The organism is Yinghuangia sp. YIM S09857 (genome assembly GCF_051388915.1).
GTDB lineage: Bacteria > Actinomycetota > Actinomycetes > Streptomycetales > Streptomycetaceae > Yinghuangia.
In genome coordinates this window covers 336,921-353,635 of sequence record NZ_JBPKBH010000001.1, presented here as the reverse complement: position 1 = coordinate 353,635, position 16,715 = coordinate 336,921, and the positions used below count along the sequence as shown (strand labels likewise).

Here is a 16,715-nt window from a genome sequence, read left to right as displayed (position 1 = left end):
ACGGGCGGGCCGGGCGGAGCTGGGGTGCTGCCGGAGGAGCGCTGTTGCCCGGCGCGGCCGTCGCGCCCGCACGCGTCAAGCCGGGTCGCGTCAACGCGCCCGGGTCACCGGCTATTGCAGCAAGCGCTGCTCCTTCGCCACGGCCACCGCTCCCGCCCTCGTGTCGACGCCGAGTTTTGTGTAGATGCGGACCAGGTGCGTCTTGACGGTGGCCTCGCTGATGAACAGCGCCCTGGCGATCTCGCGGTTGCCGAGGCCCCGGGCCAGTTGGCCGAGGATGTCGCGTTCGCGGTCGGTGAGGGACGCTCGGGGGCTGCGCATGCGCTCCATGACGCGGTTGGCCACCGGGGCCGAAAGCGCGGCGCGGCCCTCGGCCGCCGCGCGAATGGCCGCGAAGAGTTCGTCGGGGCGTTCGGCCTTCAGGAGATAGCCGGTCGCCCCGGCCTCGACGGCGCGGGTGACGTCGGCGTCGGTGTCGTACGTCGTGAGCACCAGCACGCGCGTGCCAGGGATTTCGGCGACGATGCGGCGGGTCGTCTCGATGCCGTCGATCCCGGTGCCGAGGTGCAGGTCCATGAGCACGACGTCGGGGCGCAGTTTGGCAGCGGCGGCCAGGGCCTCCTCGCCGGTGGCGGCCTCGCCGACGACCTCGATGCCGGGCGCGCTGGACAGCAGTGCGAGCAGACCCGCGCGGACGACGGTGTGGTCGTCGCACAGGAGGACACGTACATCCTGCGAGGGGGACGCGGACATGCCTGGCTACTCCTTGGGTCCGGAGGCGGAGTCGGGGCGGGGCTGGTCGGTGAGCGGGACGGACGCCGAGACCACGGTGCCCTCGCCGGGCGAGGACTCGATCGTCAGTGTGCCCCCGAGCTGCCGCAGGCGCGCCCGCATCGCGCTGAGGCCGTGCCCGCGTCCGCCGCCGTCGGCGGGTTCCGGCTCCGACCGCCGGGCCGTTTCGGGGGTGAAGCCGCGCCCGTTGTCGGCGACGTCCAGCGCCACCTGGTCGCCGAGGTAGCTCAGCGTCAGGGTGGCGTCCGTCGCGTCGGCGTGCTCGCGGATGTTGGCCACCGCGCCCTGGGCCACCCGCAGCAAAGCCGCCTCGACGGTCGCGGGAAGCGAGACGGGCCGGCCGTCGGCGGTGCAGCGGACGCGCAGCGCACGGCGGTCCGCCGCCTCCCCCGCCGCCGACTCGCGCTCGGCGAGCGCCCGCAGGGCGGCCTCCAGTCCGCCGCCGTCTGCGAGGTCGGCCGGGGCGAGGTCGTGGACGAAGCGACGGGCCTCGGCGAGGTTGCGTTCGGCGATCGCGGACGCCGTCTCGACGTGCCGGTGCGCCGCACCCGGATCGGTGTCCCAGACCCGGTCGGCGGCCTGGAGCAGCATGCGCTGGCTGGACAGGCCCTGGGCGAGGGTGTCGTGGATCTCCATGGACAGGCGTTCGCGCTCGGCGAGGGTCCCGGCGCGGCGTTCGCTCGCCGCGAGTCCCGCGCGGGTGCGGATGAGGTCGTCGATCAGGACGCGCTGGCTCTCGGACTGCCGCCGCATGTGCAGGAACACCGCCGAGGCGAGGCCCGCGACCGCCGGCGGTCCGAGGATGAGCAGCGGGTCGGCGCCGCTGATGCGCACCTGGGCGACGACCACCAGGACGGTGAGCAGCCCGATGAGCACGAGGGCGGCGCGCTCGGAGAGCAGCCGCAGCGCGGTGTAGACGATCGGGACCGCGCTCCACGCGAAGCTCGGGGCGATCCCGACGAGGACGATCCACGCGCAGGTGAAGCCGGCCAGCCACAGCCGGGTCCAGTGCGAGACGGGTGCGTCGCCGACGCCGGGGCGTACCACGTACGCGAGGGCGACCACGGCGGTCAGCGTGACCACGACGGGAGTGTCGGAGGCGCCCGGGTGGCGGATCAGGAACCGGGCCATGGCGCCCACGAGCAGAACGACGAACGACACCGACATCGCGGTGTCCATCCAGCCGGGGCCGGCACCGAGGTCGTCGGCGGCGTCCGGTCCGGCACCGGGCCCCGCCGCCGGGGCGGGGGCGGTGTCGTCGCGCCGGGGGCGCAGGTGCTTCACGTCCATCCTTGCTTTGTAACCCGCGATCCGGCCGGCACCATCGACCGATCGGTTGACACGGGTGTCCTCCATCATGCCCCGCAGGGGCATCCACTCCGGGGACCTGGGCGGCCCGGATCCGGCCCGACGATGGATTCACCGCGGCAAAACGTGCCGCTCTCCCGTACGAATCCCGGAGTCGAGAACCATGAAGAAGCTGTCTGTGCGTGCCCGTGTCCTGACCGGTTCCGCCGCCCTCGTCGCGGTGGGCGGCGGAGCGTTCGGCGCGGTGGCCGCAGCCGCCCCGTCCGACGCGTCCGCGGCCGGCGCCAAGCCGCCGGCCGCGGTGAGCGAGGTGAAGAACAAGGACACCTTCAACACCGAGCACCTGACCGTGGACGCCGCGACCCGCGCCGCACAGGCCGCGCTGGACGCCGCGAAGCAGGCGAACCAGCGGGTCACCGTCGCGGTCGTGGACCGCAACGGCAACACCGTCGTGACGCTGCGCGGCGACGGCGCGGGCCCGCAGTCGTACGAGTCGGCAGAGCTCAAGGCCTACACCGCGGTGTCGTGGAACGCCCCGACCTCGGTGCTGGCCGGGCGCCTCCAGCAGGCCCCGAACCTGAAGGACATCCCCGGCACGCTGTTCCTCGCGGGCGGTGCCCCCGTCCAGGCGAAGGGTGCCCCGATCGCGGGCATCGGTGTCGCGGGTGCGCCGAGCGGCGACCTGGACGAGCAGTTCGCGCAGGCGGGCGTGGCGGCGCTCAACAAGTGAGGCATGCGGCACGCGGCAAGTGCGCGTGCGTGCGCGGCGCGGCGGCGTACGGGTTCCGGTCCGGGACCGGTGCGCCGCCGCGCCGCGTTCGGGCCGGTGTTCAGGCCGCCTGCCGGCGCCAGGCGAAGGCCAGCATCGGCTCGTCGACGGGGGCGTCGGTGAGGCGGTTGGCGAAGGTGGACAGGGTGTAGGCACCGATCCCGAGCACGACCTCCAACGCGTTGCGGGTGGTGAAGCCGTGGCCGAGGAACTCCCGCATGCGGTCCGGCTCGACGGCCCCGGAGGTGTCGAGCACGTGGAGCGTGAAGCGACGGACGGCCTCCAGGCGCGCGTCGGGCAGGACGGCCTGGTCGCGCAGCGCGGCGATGAGCTCGGCATCGGCCCCGGCCGCGGTCAGGAGGCCGGTGTGGAGGGCGACGCACAGCTCGCAGCCGTTCCGGGTGGCCACCGTGAAGATCACGGTCTCGCGCGCGAGTTTGTCGAGGGTGGTGTTCTCGAACGTCGCGTTGATGCGTAGGAACGCCTCGAACGCTTCCGGGGATTCGGCCATGCGCGCGGCCCCGGACGGCAGGTACCCGAACTTCGCGGCGGTGCCCTCCAGCGCGCGCCGGGCGGCGGCGGGGGCGGAGTCGACGGTGTGGTCGGGGAAGAAGCCCTCGGTCATGGCGGTCCTTTCGGGGACGGGAGATAGACAATGAGGTTGTCGATAAAGGTAACCAGGTTGTCCATATGTGGCAAGCCCCGGAGTTCGGCCGGACTTGGCGTGGCCCCCTCGCCCAGCGCCGCGACCGCGCATATCGTCGCCGAATGACCGCAACTCCCGTGCCCGCGACCGGGCCCGCCCTGTACGCCGTCAGCGACGTGCACACCGCCATCCCGGCGAACTTCGCGATCGTGGAGGGCATCCACCCCCGCACGGACGGCGATTGGCTCATCGTGGCGGGCGACGTCGCCGAGCGGCCCGACGACATCGCCAGGACGCTCGGGCTGTTCCGGGACCGCTTCGCCCAGGTGCTCTGGACGCCCGGCAACCACGAACTCTGGTGCTCCGAACCGAGCGACGCCGACGCCGCGGCCAACGGCCCCACCCCCGACGCGCTGCGCGGCGAGGCGCGCTACCGCCATCTGGTCGACCTGTGCCGGGAGTTGGGCGTGCACACCCCCGAGGACCCGTACCCCGTCTGGACGGGTGCGGGCGGCCCGGTGACCGTCGCGCCGCTGTTCGTGCTGTACGACTACACCTTCCTGCCGCCCGGGACGACCACGCGCGAGGAGGCGCTTGCCGCCGCACACCGCGCCGGGGTGGTGTGCACCGACGAGTTCGTGCTGCACCCGGACCCGTACCCGAGCCGGCAGGCGTGGTGCGAGGCGCGCGTGGCGTACACCGAGGCGCGGCTCGCGGAGTCGGCGGACCCGGAGGCGCCGTACGTCCTCGTCAACCACTTCCCGACGGTCCGCACTCCGACCGACGTCATGTGGTACCCCGAGTTCGTGCAGTGGTGCGGCACCGTGCACACCGCCGACTGGCACACCCGGTTCCCGACCGCGGCCGTCGTGTACGGGCACCTGCACATCCCGCGGACCACGTGGTACGACGGCGTGCGCTTCGAGGAGGTGTCGCTCGGCTACCCTCGCGAGCGACGCGACGGGCTCCGGCGGCCCGTGCCGCGACGGATCCTGCCGGAAGAGGTGGCGGAGGTGGCGGAGGTGGCGCCCGCATGACCGGGACGTACGACGAGTCCGCCGTACCGCTGCTCGCGTCGATACTGCCGCAGGGCGTCATGGCCGTGGAGTGCTTCACGGACCCGCCGGGGACGGTGCTGTTCCCCGAGGAGGAGGCGCACATCGAACGGGCCGTGGACAAGCGGCGCCGCGAGTTCACCACCGTGCGCCGGTGCGCGCGCATCGCGCTCAGCCGCCTCGGCCACCCGCCCGCACCGCTGCTGCCGGGCCTGCGCGGCGCCCCGGGGTGGCCCGAAGGCGTCGTCGGGAGCATGACGCACTGCGCCGGCTACCGGGCGGCGGCGGTCGCGTCCGCGGCGAAGGTTCGGACCATCGGCATCGACGCGGAACCCGCCGAGCCGCTGCCGCCCGGCGGCGTCCTGCACTCGGTGACGTCGGAGATCGAGCGGGCGCGGCTCGCGGAGTACGCCGCGAGCCACCCTGAAGTCGCCTGGGACCGGCTGCTGTTCAGCGCCAAGGAGGCGGTCTACAAGGCGTGGTTCCCGCTGACGCGGCGGTGGCTGGGTTTCGAGGAGGCCGACGTGGCGTTCGACCCCGACGAAGGGACGTTCACCGCCCGGCTCCTGGTGGCCGACCGGCCGGTCGACGGCTTCACCGGGCGCTGGGCCGTCGCCGAGGGGATCGCGGTCACGGCGATCGCGACGACGGTGGATCACGTCAGGCCGTAGAGCCCCAGCGCCTCGTCGACCGTCGCCTTGATCCGCGCGGCGGTCATGCCGCGGTCCGCCATCAGGTGGTGCAGCATGCTGGGACTCACCGGCGCGAGGACGAATTCGGCGAGCGCCGCCGCGTCCGCGTCCGGACGCAGTTCGGCGACGAGCGTCGCGACGTGCGTCTGCATGGTCCGGTAGGGCGGGGACGTGTAGCGCGCGCACGGGTCCGCGACCTCGGCGGAGAGCAGGACGCCGTGCTGCTCGACGGTCCGGTCGACCAGCGCGTGCAGGAAGGCGCGCAGCCGCTCCCCCGCGGGCGCCCCGGGGCCGAGCGGCGGCGGGCCCGCGAGGAAGTCGCCCTGGAACCGCCGCTCCCGCTCGTCGAGCAGCGCGTTCAGCAACTGCGAGACGTCGCCGAAGCGCCGGTAGACGGTGCCGACGCCGATGCCGCCGGCGTGCGCGACGGCGTTCATGGTCAGCGCCTCGCTGCCCCGCTCGGCCACGATCCGGGCCGCCGCGTCGAGGATCCGACGGCGGTTGCGGGCGGCGTCGGCCCGCTCGGGGGGCGCCTCCCCGGCGATCGGGAGCGGGCTTTTCGGGGCTCTGTCCATGCCCCCCACCGTATCGGATAGCTATCCACTTGCCCTTGCCAAACGGATAGTGATCCGTTTAACTGGGCGCACCGCGAACCGGATAGCAATCCGCTTCATCGCCCTCAGGAGGGGTCCGCAATGACCGCCAAGATCGCCGTCGTCTACTACTCGTCGACCGGCAACGTCCACCAACTCGCCCAGGCCGTCGCGGAGGGCGCCGAGAAGGCCGGCGCGGAGGTGCGCCTGCGGCGTGCGGCGGAGCTCGCCCCCGACCCGGTCGTCGACTCGGTCCCCGCGTGGCGCGAGCACGTCGAGACGACGCGCCACATCGAGGTCGCCACGCTGGACGACCTGGCCTGGGCGGACGGGTACGCGTTCGGCTCGCCCACCCGGTTCGGCAACATCGCGTCGCAGCTCAAGCAGTTCATCGACACGACCAGCGGGCTGTGGGCCGACGGCGTCTTCGCCGACAAGCCCGCCACCGGCTTCGTGAGCGCCGGGAACATGCACGGCGGCAACGAGTCCACGCTGCTCGCGCTCTACAACACGCTGCACCACTGGGGTTCGCTCATCGTCCCGGTCGGCTACACCGACCCGGTCGTCTTCGGCGCGAACGGCAACCCGTACGGCACCGCGCACGCCTCCGAGGCCGGGGCCCCGGGCGACAACATCCTCGACGCCGCGCGGTACCAGGGGACGCGCCTGGCCACGATCACCCAGCGGCTGTTGGCGGGCCGCGCGGCGACGGCGGCCTGACGACTCTCCCCGCTGCCCGCTCCCCTCTCTTACGCCCCTTCCGCTCCCCCGCTCCTGCGTCCCCTCCGCGTGCCGCCCGGCACAGCGGCCTGACGCCCGATCCGGGCCGGGCCGCTGTGCCGGTCGCCGTGGCGGAGTCGACCGCGCCGGGCCCCGACCGAGGGCCGCGATGTGCCGGTGGGGCGAACGTTCACCGCCGATGATCATCCCGCTAGGGTTGCGTCCACGCCGACCGCACAAGGCTCGTGATCGGCTAGGGGGTGGGCGTCGCTGATTGTTCATCACAAGTGAACGATCGCGGGAAATGGGGTCGGGCGTGGAACGCCATGAGATGGAGATATTCCTGACGCTGGCCGAGGAGCTCCACTTCGGCCGCACCGCAGAGCGCCTGCACCTCTCGGGCGCGATGGTGAGCCAGACCCTCAAGAAGATCGAACGGCGGCTCGGCGGCCCGCTGTTCGAGCGCACCAGCCGCCGCGTCGTGCTCACGCCGCTCGGCAGCCAGCTGTACGACGACATGCGCCCGCACTACGACGCGCTCCAGGCGGCGGTACAGCGCGCCACGAGTGCGGCGCGCGGCATCGAGGGCTCCCTGCGCGTGGGGTTCCTGGGCATCATGTCCGGGATCCGCGTGCACCAGGGCGCCGCGCTGTTCCGCGAGCGCCATCCGGACTGCGCGGTGGAGGTCGTCGAAGTGCAGCTCGACGAGTACGTCCACCCGCTGCGCGACGGCACGCTCGACATGCTCGTGACGCTGATCCCACTCGACGAGCCGGACATCACCGTCGGCCCGATCGTGCTGGACGCCCCGACCTACCTCGCCACCGCCGCCACCAGCCCGCTCGCCGCGCGGGCGTCGGCGACGCCCGAGGACCTCGCGGGCCTCGCCTTCCCGGCGGTGAGCGAGCGCGTCCCGTCGCACTGGCTGGACCAGTACCTGCCGCCCGCCACGCCGAGCGGCGTGCCGATCGCACGGACCGAGCAGGTGTGTTCGACGTACCAGGAGATGCTGGCGCTCGTGTCGGCGGGCAGGTGCGTCACGATCGGCGACAACCAGCTGGTGCAGTACTACGCGCGGCCGGACATCGCGTACGTCCCGCTCCTCGGCGTCCCCAATCTGCGGCACGCCCTGGTGTGGCGCACGGCCGCCGAGAACGCCCGCATGCGCGCCTACGTCGAAGCGATGACCGACCTGCTGCGGGAGCGCGCGCAGGCCGCGTGAGGCGTCCGGTCGGACCGCGGGCCATCCGGGTGAACAGCGGGGTGTCTGGCCGCCGCGAGGGGTCGCGGTCCTGATGCTGCCTGCATGAGCAGCACTGCCGGACCGGCCCCGAACACCGACGACCAACCGCCCGAGACGCGCGGGTTCCGCTTCCCGAGCGCGCTGACCGTGCTCGCGATCGTGACGATCGCGGTGTGGGCGCTGGCCTTCCTCATCCCCTCCGGGGAGTACGACCGCGACGCCGACGGCAAGCCCGTGCAGGGCAGCTTCCGGGAGGTCTCGTCGCCGCAGGACTTCGTCCAGCGTCTCAACGACCTGTTCCTCTCCCCGGTCAACGGCCTTTACGGCATCCAGGACGGGCAGAGCGGCCAGGTCGCCCCGGACAACTCGGGTGATCTGTACGGCAGCGCGGGGGTGTTCCTCTTCGTGCTCGCCATCGGCGCGTTCATCACCGTGGTGTTCGCCACCGGCGCGCTGGACCGCGGCATCGCGCGGCTCGCGCACCGCCTGCGCACCCGGGGCGCGGTGCTGATCATCGCCATCATGGCGGTCTTCTCGCTGCTCGGCTCGGTCGAGGGCTTCGCGGAGGAGACGCTCGGCTTCTACGGCCTGATCGTGCCGCTCATGCTGGCGCTGGGGTACGACCGGATGGTGGCCACCGGCACGATCATCCTGGGCGCCGGGGTCGGCGTCATGTGCTCGACGGTCAACCCGTTCGCGACCGGCGTGGCGTCGTCCGCGGCCGGTATCTCACTCGGCGACGGCATCGTCCTGCGGCTGCTCATGCTGATCGTGCTGACCGCGGTGACCATCGCGTACGTGGTGCGCTACGCCTCGCGCGTCAAGGCCGACCCGTCCCGCTCGATCGTCGGGTTCCTGCCGGGCGACCGCGAGCAGGCCGCGACGTCCGCGGACAGCGAGCCGGAACCGCTCACCCGGACGCACAAGATCGTGCTGGTGGCGGTGACGCTGACGTTCGTGTTCATGATCTTCTCGATCATCCCGTGGGCGCAGGTACTGACCGGCGACGCGGACGCGACTCCCTACGGCTGGGAACTGGGCTGGTCCTTCGCGCAGTTGGCGGCGCTGTTCATCGTCGCGGCGGTCGTCGTCGGGCTGCTTGCCCGGCTCGGCGAGAAGCGGCTGAGCGCCACGCTGATCCAGGGGGCGGGCGACTTCGTCTCACCCGCGCTGATCATCATGCTGGCCCGCGGTGTCACCGTCATCATGAACAACGCCAAGGTCACCGACACCGTGCTGCACTCGATGGAGGGCGCGGTGTCGGGGACCTCGTCGGCGGTGTTCGGGATCCTGATCTTCGTGGTGAACCTGCCGCTGGCGTTCCTGATCCCGTCGACGTCGGGCCACGCCACGCTGGCGATGCCGATCCTGGCGCCGCTCGCGGACTTCGCGGACGTGACGCGCGCGCTGGTGGTGACGGCGTGGCAGGCCGCGTCGGGGTGGATGAACCTGTGGGTCCCGACGACGGCCGTCATCATGGGCGGCATCTCGCTGGCGAAGGTCGGCTACAACGAGTATCTGCGGTTCGCGGCACCGCTGTTGGCGATCCTGTTCGTCCTGATCTGCGGGTTCGTGGCCTTGGGCGCGGGGTTGTCGTAGTGCCGGCGGGACGACCGCCTGGGTGGCATCCGGGGTGACCGCGGACGCGGCTGCCCGCGGACGCTAGCGGATGCTCAGCGGCGTGCCGGGGGCGGCCGGGATCACCAGCGGGGTGCCGGTCTCCGGGTCGTCGATGATGCGGCACGGCACGTGGAAGACCTCCTCGACGAGTTCGGCGGTCACGATGTCGCCGGGGCGGCCCTCGGCGACGACGCGGCCCTCGCGCATGGCGATGAGATGGGTGGCGTACCGCGTGGCCTGGTTGAGGTCGTGCAGGACCGCGACAAGCGTGCGCTCCTCCTCGCGGTGCAGTCGCGCGCACAGGTCCAGCACCTCGATCTGGTACGCGATGTCCAGGAACGTGGTGGGCTCGTCGAGCAGCAGCAGCGGCGTCTCCTGCGCGAGCGCCATCGCGATCCAGACGCGCTGCCGCTGGCCGCCGGACAGTTCGTCGACCGCGCGGTCCGCGAGCTCGGACACGCCGGTGGCGCGCATGGACGCGTCCACGACGCGCTCGTCCTCCGGCGACCACTGCCGCAGCAGCTTCTGGTGCGGGTAGCGGCCGCGGGCGACCAGGTCGGCGACGGTGATGCCGTCGGGCGCGATGGAGCTCTGCGGCAGCAGGCCGAGGGTGCGCGCGACCTGCTTGGCGGGCATCGAGGAGATGTCCCGGCCGTCCAGCAGCACCTGGCCCGAGGACGGCTTGACCATGCGGGCGAGGGCGCGCAGCAGTGTCGACTTGCCGCACGCGTTCGGTCCGACGATGACGGTGAAGGACCGGTCGGGTATGGCGACGCTGAGGTCCTTGGTGATGACGCGCTTGTCGTACCCGAGAGTCATCGCGTCGCCGTGCAGGCGGCTGGACGCATGCGCGGGTTTGTCGGCCGTGGCTGTTGCGGTGGCCCTTTGGGGGGCCGTTTGAGTGGCCGTTTCGGTGGTCGCTTGGGTCGCCGCGTCCGCGGCGTTGCCCGAAGTGCCGGTCGTGCCTGTGGTCTTCACTGTCCGTCAGATCCTTCCCGCGCGGCGCTGGGCCGCGAGCATCGCCACGAGATAGCCGCCGCCGAGCAGGCCGGTCACCACGCCGACCGGCAGCGGGTCGTCGGCGAAGGCCCGCTGCGCGATCCAGTCCGAGCCGACCAGCAGCACGGCCCCCACGCACAGGGAGGGCAGCAGGTTGGGCCCCGGCGCGGCCGTGAAGCGGCGGGCGAGCTGAGGGGCCGTCAGCGCGACGAACGACACCGGTCCGGCGGCCGCGGCGGCCAGCGACACCAGCAGGATCGCGCCGAAGAGCAGGGTGAGGCGTACGCGTTCCACCCGTACGCCCAAGGCGGCCGCCGCGTCGTCGCCCATTTCCAGCATGCGCAGCGCGGGACCGCAGCCGATCAGGATCGCCGGGACGAGCACCGCCATCGCGATCGCGAGCGGCGTGACGTCGGTCCAGTCGCGCCCGTCCAGGCTGCCGATCTGCCACAGCAACGCGCGGGACGCTTCCGCGAGTTGGGCGCGGGTGAGCAGGTAGCCGTTGACGCCGGTGAGGATCGCGGTGACGCCGATGCCGGTGAGGATGAGCCGGAATCCGTGCACGCCGCGGCGCCAGGCCAGCAGGTACACCAGGACGCCCGCGGCCAGGCCGCCCGCCCCGGCGCCGAACGCCACGGCCGCGCTGCCGCCGCCGAGCACGACGACGGCGAACAGCGCGCCGGTGGCCGAGCCCGCGGTGAAGCCGAGGAGGTCGGGGCTGCCGAGCGGATTGCGTACGACCGCCTGGAAGACGGCGCCGGACAGGCCGAGGGCGGCGCCGACGAGCAGGGCGACGCCCGCGCGCGGCAGCCGGAGTTCGCGGACGATGAACTCGTCGGCGGGGGTGCCGTGGCCGAGCAGGGCGTCCACGACGCGGCCGAAGCCCATCGGGTAGTCACCGCTGCCGATGCACAGGACCGCCAGGGCCAGCGCGGCGAGCAGACTGAGGGCGCCGGCGGCCATCGCGCGCGGGCGGTAGCGCACGGACATCGGGCCGACGCGCAGGGCGCGGTCCGGGGACGAGGACTTGGGGACGGCGAGGCGGGCGGTCATGCGCGCACCACCTTCGCGCGGCGCAGCAGGATGAGGAAGCAGATGCCGCCGACCACGGAGGTGACGGTGCCGACCTGCACCTCGGCGGGGCGGGCGATGAGGCGTCCGAGGACGTCGGCGAGGAGGAGCAGAGCCGGGGTGAGGACCGCACAGTACGGGATGAGCAGGCGCAGGTCGGGGCCGGTGAAGGCGCGTACCGCGTGGGGCATGATCAGGCCGACGAACACCAGCGGCCCGCAGGCGGCGGTGGCCGCGCCGCACAGCAGCGTGACGGTGAGCATGGCCCCGGCGCGGGTGCGGGCCGGGTTGCCGCCGAGTCCGCGGGCGGCTTCGTCGCCGAGGGCGAGGGCGTTCAGCGGGCGCGCGAGGGCCAGCGCGAGCAGGAGGCCCCCGGCGATGAAGGGGCCGACCTTTGCGGCGGTGCCCATGTCGGCGCTGGCGAGCGAGCCGATCGTCCAGAAGCGCAGGTCGTCGAGGGCCGAGCTGTCGAGGAGCATGACGGCCTGGACGTACGAGTAGAGCGCCGCGTTGAGGGCGGTGCCCGCGAGGGCGAGGCGGGCAGGTGTGGCGCCGCGGCCGCCGCTGACGGCGTACACGAGGACGGACACGATCGCCGCGCCGATGAAGGCGAACCACACATATCCGGAGAAGGTCGACACACCGAACGCGGCAATTGCCGTGACCACGGCGGCGGATGCCCCCGCGTTGATGCCCAAGAGGCCGGGGTCGGCGAGCGGATTCCGGGTCACGGCCTGCATGACCGCCCCGGCGACGCCGAGGGCGAGGCCGACGATGAGGCCCAGGACGGTGCGCGGGAGGCGCATGTCGTGGACGACGGTGTACCCGGTGGAGTCGGCGTCGAACAGGCCGTTCCAGACCTGACCCGCCGTCAAGTGCCGTGAGCCCAGGGCCAGGCTGAGCACGACGGCGGCGAGGAGGAGGCCGAGGGAGAGCGCCATGCCGAGCGCGGTGGGGAGGCGGCGGCGGGAGGTCGCGTCGGGGCTGGTGGACAGGGCCGGGGTTTCGCGGGCGCGCTCGGCGGCGTCCTCGGCAGCGGCGTCCTCGGCGGCGTTCTTGGCGAGAGCGGGCCGGATCTTGTCCGCCTTGCCGGACTTGTCGGCCTGGTCGGCGGTGGTGGCCGTGGCGCCCCGGCCGGGCAACGGGCTTGCCCCGGCGCCCTCTTCGGGCGATGCCGAATCGGCCCGTCCGGGCGCCGGCGGGCTACTGGACTGCGCGGGTCCCACTCACGTGCTCCGATCGCGCGCCTGTCGGGCGTTCCCCCACAACCCGCTCTGGACAGAAACAAAGGTTAGGTTAACCTAAGCCTTCTGACCCGCCGGTAGGTACCCGCCGCGGCCGTTTTGCCGCTTTACCGCGGTCGCGTGCGTGCGCCTGCCGGTCCCCCGACACCGTCACCGCGCGTCCACCGCAAGGAGCACGTCCATGCCGCACCTTCCCGCCGCCTCCCCGACCCGGCGCAGAATCCTCGCCGCGGGCGCCGCCCTCGGCATCGGGGCACTCGCCACCGCGTGCGGCGACGACAAGAAGGACAGCGCGGCCGACACCGGGAGCACCGGCGGTTCGACGGCACCGAACGGAGGTTCCGCGGACGGGGCGTGGAGCTTCCGCGACGACCGCGGCCAGGACGTCTCCGCCAAGAAGCGGCCCAAGAAGATCGTCGCCTTCGTGGGCAGCGCCGCCGCGCTGTACGACTACGGCGTCGAGTGCATAGGCGTGTTCGGGCCGACCAAGGGCACCGACGGCAAGGCCAACGTCCAGGCCGGGGACATGGACATCAGCAAGCTCACCATCCTCGGCGAGGAGTGGGGCCAGTTCTCGATCGAGAAGTACGCCGCGCTCCAGCCCGAACTGCTCGTGTCCGCCGTCTACGACGACAACACCCTCTGGTACGTCCCGGACGACAGCAAGGACAAGATCCTCCCGCTCGCCCCCAGCGTCGGCATCCGGGTGGCCAAGGTCTCGCTGACCGAACCGCTCGCGCGCAACGCCGAGTTGGCCGCCTCCCTCGGCGCGGACCTCAACGCCCCGAAGGCGGTCGAGGCGAAGAAGCGCTTCGAGGCGGCGTCCGAGACGCTGCGCCAGGCCGCGAAGGCGGCGGGCGGCCTGAAGGTCATGGCGGCGTCCGGGGCCGCGGAGCAGTTCTACGTCTCGACCCCCGACCCGTCCGCCGACCTGCGCTACTTCAAGGAGCTCGGCGTCGACTTCGTCCTGCCGAAGAACGTCGACCCGGCCGGCTACTTCGAGGTGCTGAGCTGGGAGAACGCCGGGGCGTACCACGCCGACATGATCATGATGGACAACCGCTCGGTGGCGTTGCAGCCCAAGGACCTCACCGGCAAGCCGACCTGGAACGAACTCCCCGCGGTCAAGGCCGGACAGGTCATCCCGTGGGCGAGCGAACCGCGCTTCACGTACGCGGGTGTCGCCCCGCTGCTGGAGCAACTCGCCGCCGCCATCCAGAAGTCGCGCAAGCTCGCGTGACCACCGCCGGGTGCGCGGGGCTGCCGGGCCCGGGTCCGAACCTGGGTCCGCTGGGTCCGGGCCTGTCAGGGCCGAACGGACGGCCGGGTCCGCCGAGGCCCGCCCGCTCTCGACCCGGCGGGCGCGGCGGCCCGCGCACCCGGACCGTACGCCACTCCCCCGACCGCCGCCGGTGGCGGTCGGGAACCCGTACCACGATCGGAGTCACGCGATGGGCAACCCCGAGGTCCCGTTCCGCTTTTTCGACCTGCACGTGCTGCGCGTGGCGCAGGTCGGTCCCGGCATGGTCCGCGTCACCTTCGGCGGCGAGGACCTGAAGGCGCTCGTCAGCGACGGCCGCGACCAGCGGCTCAAGCTCTTCCTCCCGCACGAGGGGCAGGACGTGCCGGTCGTGCCCGTCGAGGCGGGCGACGACTGGTTCGGCGCCTGGATGGCCCTCGACGCGAACGAGCGGGCCGTCATGCGCACTTACACCATCCGTGAGGCGCGCCGGGATCCGCACGAGATCGACATCGACTTCGCCATGCACGGCGACACCGGCCCCGCCTCGCGCTGGGCCCGTCGCGCACAGCCGGGCGCCCGGGTCACCGTGATCGGCCCGTCCGCCCTCAACAACGGCGGTGCCGACTTCAACCCGCCGGACGGCTCGGAATGGGTGCTGATCGCCGCCGACGAAACGGCCCTCCCGGCCGTCGAGGGCATCCTGCGCTGGCTGCCCGCGGACCTCCCGGCGCGCGTCTGGCTGTCCGTCGCCGATGAGGGCGACAAGCGCGAACTCCCCAGCGCTGCCCCGGTCGACGTCCAATGGCTCGTCCGCGACGGCGCCCCCGACACCCTCGCCACCACGGTCGAAGGCGCCGAACTCCCGAACGGCACCGTCTACGCCTGGATCGCCGGCGAGGCCGGCATGGTCCGCGCCGTCCGCCGCAACCTCGTCCGCGACCGCGGCATCGACCGCAAGTCCGTGACCTTCACCGGCTACTGGCGCCGCGGCGCCACCGACGACGACCTCCTCGCCGAATCCCTCGCCGGCGAAGAACCCCACCTTCCGGGCGCGGACGAGTAGTTCCCGGCAGCGACGGCCAGGCCGTCCCGGGCCCGACGGCTCAGGGACGCGCCTCGCCGGTCCGGTGGTCCAGGGCGCAGAGACGGTTGTCGTCGCACACGACATAGGTCCACCCCCCCCGCCACCGGCGCACCCCGCGCCCCATCAGGGAGTTCGAGCCACCACACGACCTCGGCCGGGATGGGACGGAGGGTCAGGCGACGCCGTCTATGCGGAGGAACATGGCTTCTTCGGGGCCTATGAGGGCTACGTAGACGCGTTGTTCGATGTCGAACCAGCCGTATTCGCCCATGGAGGCGGCTGCGTGGACGGGGGTGTCGCCGGTAGGGGTTGCGGCGGTGATGCGGGCCACCGGGGCGTCCAGGAGGTCGTGGAGCAGGGCGTCGGCGAGGAGGTCCGGTGAGACCGGGGCGGGGTCGTGGGTGTCGTTCTCGGGGTCGGTGCCGGCGTCGTAGTCGGCGTCGTTGTCGGGGTTCAGGATGCCTTCGTCGAACCACATGCTGTAGGTCTCGCGGCACTCGGTGCGGAAGTCGGCCAGTTCGGTGCGCCATGAGTCCTCATCGAAAACTGTGTTGAACTCGACTTCCCAGTCGGCCAGTTCGTCGTTCCACGGGGAGTCTTCGAGCCAGGCCGCCGCTGTGGTCGCGTCGGGGGCGGCCAGGCCGTGGGGTGCGAGCCTGACGCTGAACGAGATGTGCGTGTTGTTGTTCACCGGCATGTGCATGCTCAGTACGGTGCCGGCGCTCATCGCGCGCAAAGCCGTGTGTGCGCGGTCGAGTTCGGTGTCCGACAGCAGGTGCCCCTCGGCGCACCCGTGGCCGCCGAACGCGCAGCCGGGGTGCGGGGTGAGCCCGCCGCGGCGCACCGCGTCGGGGGCGGGGTCGAGCACGCTGAGGCGGATCACGTCGGTGCTCGTCGCGGACAGGACATGCAGTTCCCCCGGCGTGGGGAGGCTGTCGGTGAAGTCCACGGCCTCCACGATGCGGAACTCCGAACGCCATTCGGTCAGCAGGCCCAGGAGTTCGCCGAGGAGTGCGGCCACCCGGGGGCTGGGTTCGGTTGCCTGGTCGTGCCACGGTCGGAGGACGGCCGCGGTGACGGACTTGCGCAACTCGTCCTCGTCGAGCGGTCGGCAGCCCAGGGCCTGGCGCGCCGTGCCGGAGTCGGGGTCGATGTGCGGGAACAGGCCCGTTTCGTAAACGGTCGCGAGGTTCGCCCAGTCGTCTGGGCTGTCATTGCGGTGTCCGTGCGCGCCGCCCGTCGCGTGGAGACCGGGGACGCGTGCTCCGGGCGGGGCGTCCTCGGCGATCCAGCGGGAGAGCAGGTAGGCGTATGCCGCTGCGGCGAGCGGCATGTGGTCCCACGCGGGTTCATCCGCAGCGCCGGGACAGCTGTGGTCGAGGAAGGCGCAGTGGCGGGCCTGGTGCACGGGGACTCCTGGTGGTGGCACGGGTGATCGTCCGTCAGTTTGCCGTTGTCCCCTGACAGCAGGACGAGTTGGCTGCGCGAGATGGCCGACGGGAGGACGGCGAAGCGGCGACACGTTCCGGGCATGTTGGCCGGGTCGCCTTCGGCATGGGGTATGGGGGTCACAAAATGGACACCGAGAGCGCTGTACGAGGCCCGGGTGGGGTAAGGGCGGGGCGAGCGGGCGACC

16 protein-coding genes are annotated in these 16,715 nt (G+C 72.5%); 8 read left to right on the top strand and 8 right to left on the bottom strand.

Annotation, left to right across the window (positions count from 1 at the left end):
- Nucleotides 1–111: 111 nt before the first annotated feature.
- The gene (locus ACRX5S_RS01595) at nt 112–753 is read right to left on the bottom strand and encodes a response regulator (protein WP_436770834.1); all 642 of its coding nucleotides are present in this window, start codon (nt 751–753) and stop codon (nt 112–114) included.
- A gap of 6 nt (nt 754–759) precedes the next feature.
- Nucleotides 760–2,082, bottom strand: a complete 1,323-nt coding sequence (locus ACRX5S_RS01590) for a sensor histidine kinase (RefSeq protein ID WP_436770833.1) — start codon at nt 2,080–2,082, stop codon at nt 760–762.
- 181 nt (nt 2,083–2,263) lie between these two features.
- Between ACRX5S_RS01590 and ACRX5S_RS01585 the strand changes: the two genes are divergently transcribed.
- A complete protein-coding gene (locus tag ACRX5S_RS01585) occupies nt 2,264–2,830 on the top strand; it encodes a GlcG/HbpS family heme-binding protein (RefSeq protein ID WP_436770832.1) in 567 nt (188 codons plus the stop codon).
- A gap of 100 nt (nt 2,831–2,930) precedes the next feature.
- Here ACRX5S_RS01585 and ACRX5S_RS01580 read toward each other — a convergent pair whose 3' ends face one another.
- Complete coding sequence (locus ACRX5S_RS01580) at nt 2,931–3,494, bottom strand: carboxymuconolactone decarboxylase family protein (protein WP_436770831.1); 564 nt, start codon at nt 3,492–3,494, stop codon at nt 2,931–2,933.
- Between the two features lie 143 nt (nt 3,495–3,637).
- Here ACRX5S_RS01580 and ACRX5S_RS01575 point away from each other — a divergent pair, with 143 nt between their 5' ends.
- Complete coding sequence (locus tag ACRX5S_RS01575) at nt 3,638–4,552, top strand: metallophosphoesterase family protein (protein ID WP_436770830.1); 915 nt, start codon at nt 3,638–3,640, stop codon at nt 4,550–4,552.
- 29 nt (nt 4,553–4,581) lie between these two features.
- Nucleotides 4,582–5,241, top strand: coding sequence for a 4'-phosphopantetheinyl transferase family protein (locus tag ACRX5S_RS01570; protein WP_436771138.1), 660 nt, complete (start codon nt 4,582–4,584; stop codon nt 5,239–5,241).
- Here ACRX5S_RS01570 and ACRX5S_RS01565 read toward each other — a convergent pair.
- A complete protein-coding gene (locus ACRX5S_RS01565; RefSeq protein ID WP_436770829.1) occupies nt 5,226–5,837 on the bottom strand; it encodes a TetR/AcrR family transcriptional regulator in 612 nt (203 codons plus the stop codon). The genes ACRX5S_RS01570 and ACRX5S_RS01565 overlap by 16 nt on opposite strands.
- A gap of 120 nt (nt 5,838–5,957) precedes the next feature.
- Here ACRX5S_RS01565 and wrbA point away from each other — a divergent pair, with 120 nt between their 5' ends.
- The 3 genes from wrbA (at nt 5,958) to ACRX5S_RS01550 (ending at nt 9,417) form a co-directional block, all read left to right on the top strand.
- Nucleotides 5,958–6,575 carry an NAD(P)H:quinone oxidoreductase gene (gene wrbA, locus ACRX5S_RS01560; protein WP_436770828.1) on the top strand — a complete coding sequence of 206 codons (618 nt, stop codon included), beginning with the start codon at nt 5,958–5,960 and terminating at the stop codon, nt 6,573–6,575.
- A gap of 316 nt (nt 6,576–6,891) precedes the next feature.
- On the top strand, nt 6,892–7,797 hold the full coding sequence (locus ACRX5S_RS01555) for a LysR family transcriptional regulator (protein ID WP_436770827.1): 906 nt from the start codon (nt 6,892–6,894) through the stop codon (nt 7,795–7,797).
- Between the two features lie 84 nt (nt 7,798–7,881).
- Nucleotides 7,882–9,417 carry a YfcC family protein gene (locus ACRX5S_RS01550; protein WP_436770826.1) on the top strand — a complete coding sequence of 512 codons (1,536 nt, stop codon included), beginning with the start codon at nt 7,882–7,884 and terminating at the stop codon, nt 9,415–9,417.
- 63 nt (nt 9,418–9,480) lie between these two features.
- Here ACRX5S_RS01550 and ACRX5S_RS01545 read toward each other — a convergent pair whose 3' ends face one another.
- From ACRX5S_RS01545 to ACRX5S_RS01535, 3 genes are all read right to left on the bottom strand, one after another.
- Nucleotides 9,481–10,257: an ABC transporter ATP-binding protein gene (locus ACRX5S_RS01545; RefSeq protein ID WP_436771137.1), complete on the bottom strand. Its 777-nt coding sequence runs from the start codon at nt 10,255–10,257 to the stop codon at nt 9,481–9,483.
- A 165-nt stretch (nt 10,258–10,422) separates the two neighbouring features.
- Nucleotides 10,423–11,490 (bottom strand): FecCD family ABC transporter permease, encoded by a 1,068-nt coding sequence (locus ACRX5S_RS01540; protein WP_436770825.1) that lies wholly within the window; start codon nt 11,488–11,490, stop codon nt 10,423–10,425.
- Nucleotides 11,487–12,449 carry a FecCD family ABC transporter permease gene (locus ACRX5S_RS01535; RefSeq protein WP_436771136.1) on the bottom strand — a complete coding sequence of 321 codons (963 nt, stop codon included), beginning with the start codon at nt 12,447–12,449 and terminating at the stop codon, nt 11,487–11,489. The genes ACRX5S_RS01540 and ACRX5S_RS01535 overlap by 4 nt, the downstream gene beginning before the upstream one ends.
- Before the next feature lie 484 nt (nt 12,450–12,933).
- Between ACRX5S_RS01535 and ACRX5S_RS01530 the strand changes: the two genes are divergently transcribed.
- Together ACRX5S_RS01530 and ACRX5S_RS01525 are read left to right on the top strand one after the other, a co-directional pair.
- Complete coding sequence (locus ACRX5S_RS01530; protein WP_436770824.1) at nt 12,934–13,992, top strand: ABC transporter substrate-binding protein; 1,059 nt, start codon at nt 12,934–12,936, stop codon at nt 13,990–13,992.
- 211 nt (nt 13,993–14,203) lie between these two features.
- A complete protein-coding gene (locus ACRX5S_RS01525) occupies nt 14,204–15,058 on the top strand; it encodes a siderophore-interacting protein (protein ID WP_436770823.1) in 855 nt (284 codons plus the stop codon).
- 193 nt (nt 15,059–15,251) lie between these two features.
- On the opposite strand, the gene ACRX5S_RS01520 is transcribed toward ACRX5S_RS01525, so the two are convergent.
- Nucleotides 15,252–16,487 (bottom strand): hypothetical protein, encoded by a 1,236-nt coding sequence (locus ACRX5S_RS01520; protein WP_436770822.1) that lies wholly within the window; start codon nt 16,485–16,487, stop codon nt 15,252–15,254.
- Nucleotides 16,488–16,715 lie beyond the last annotated feature (228 nt).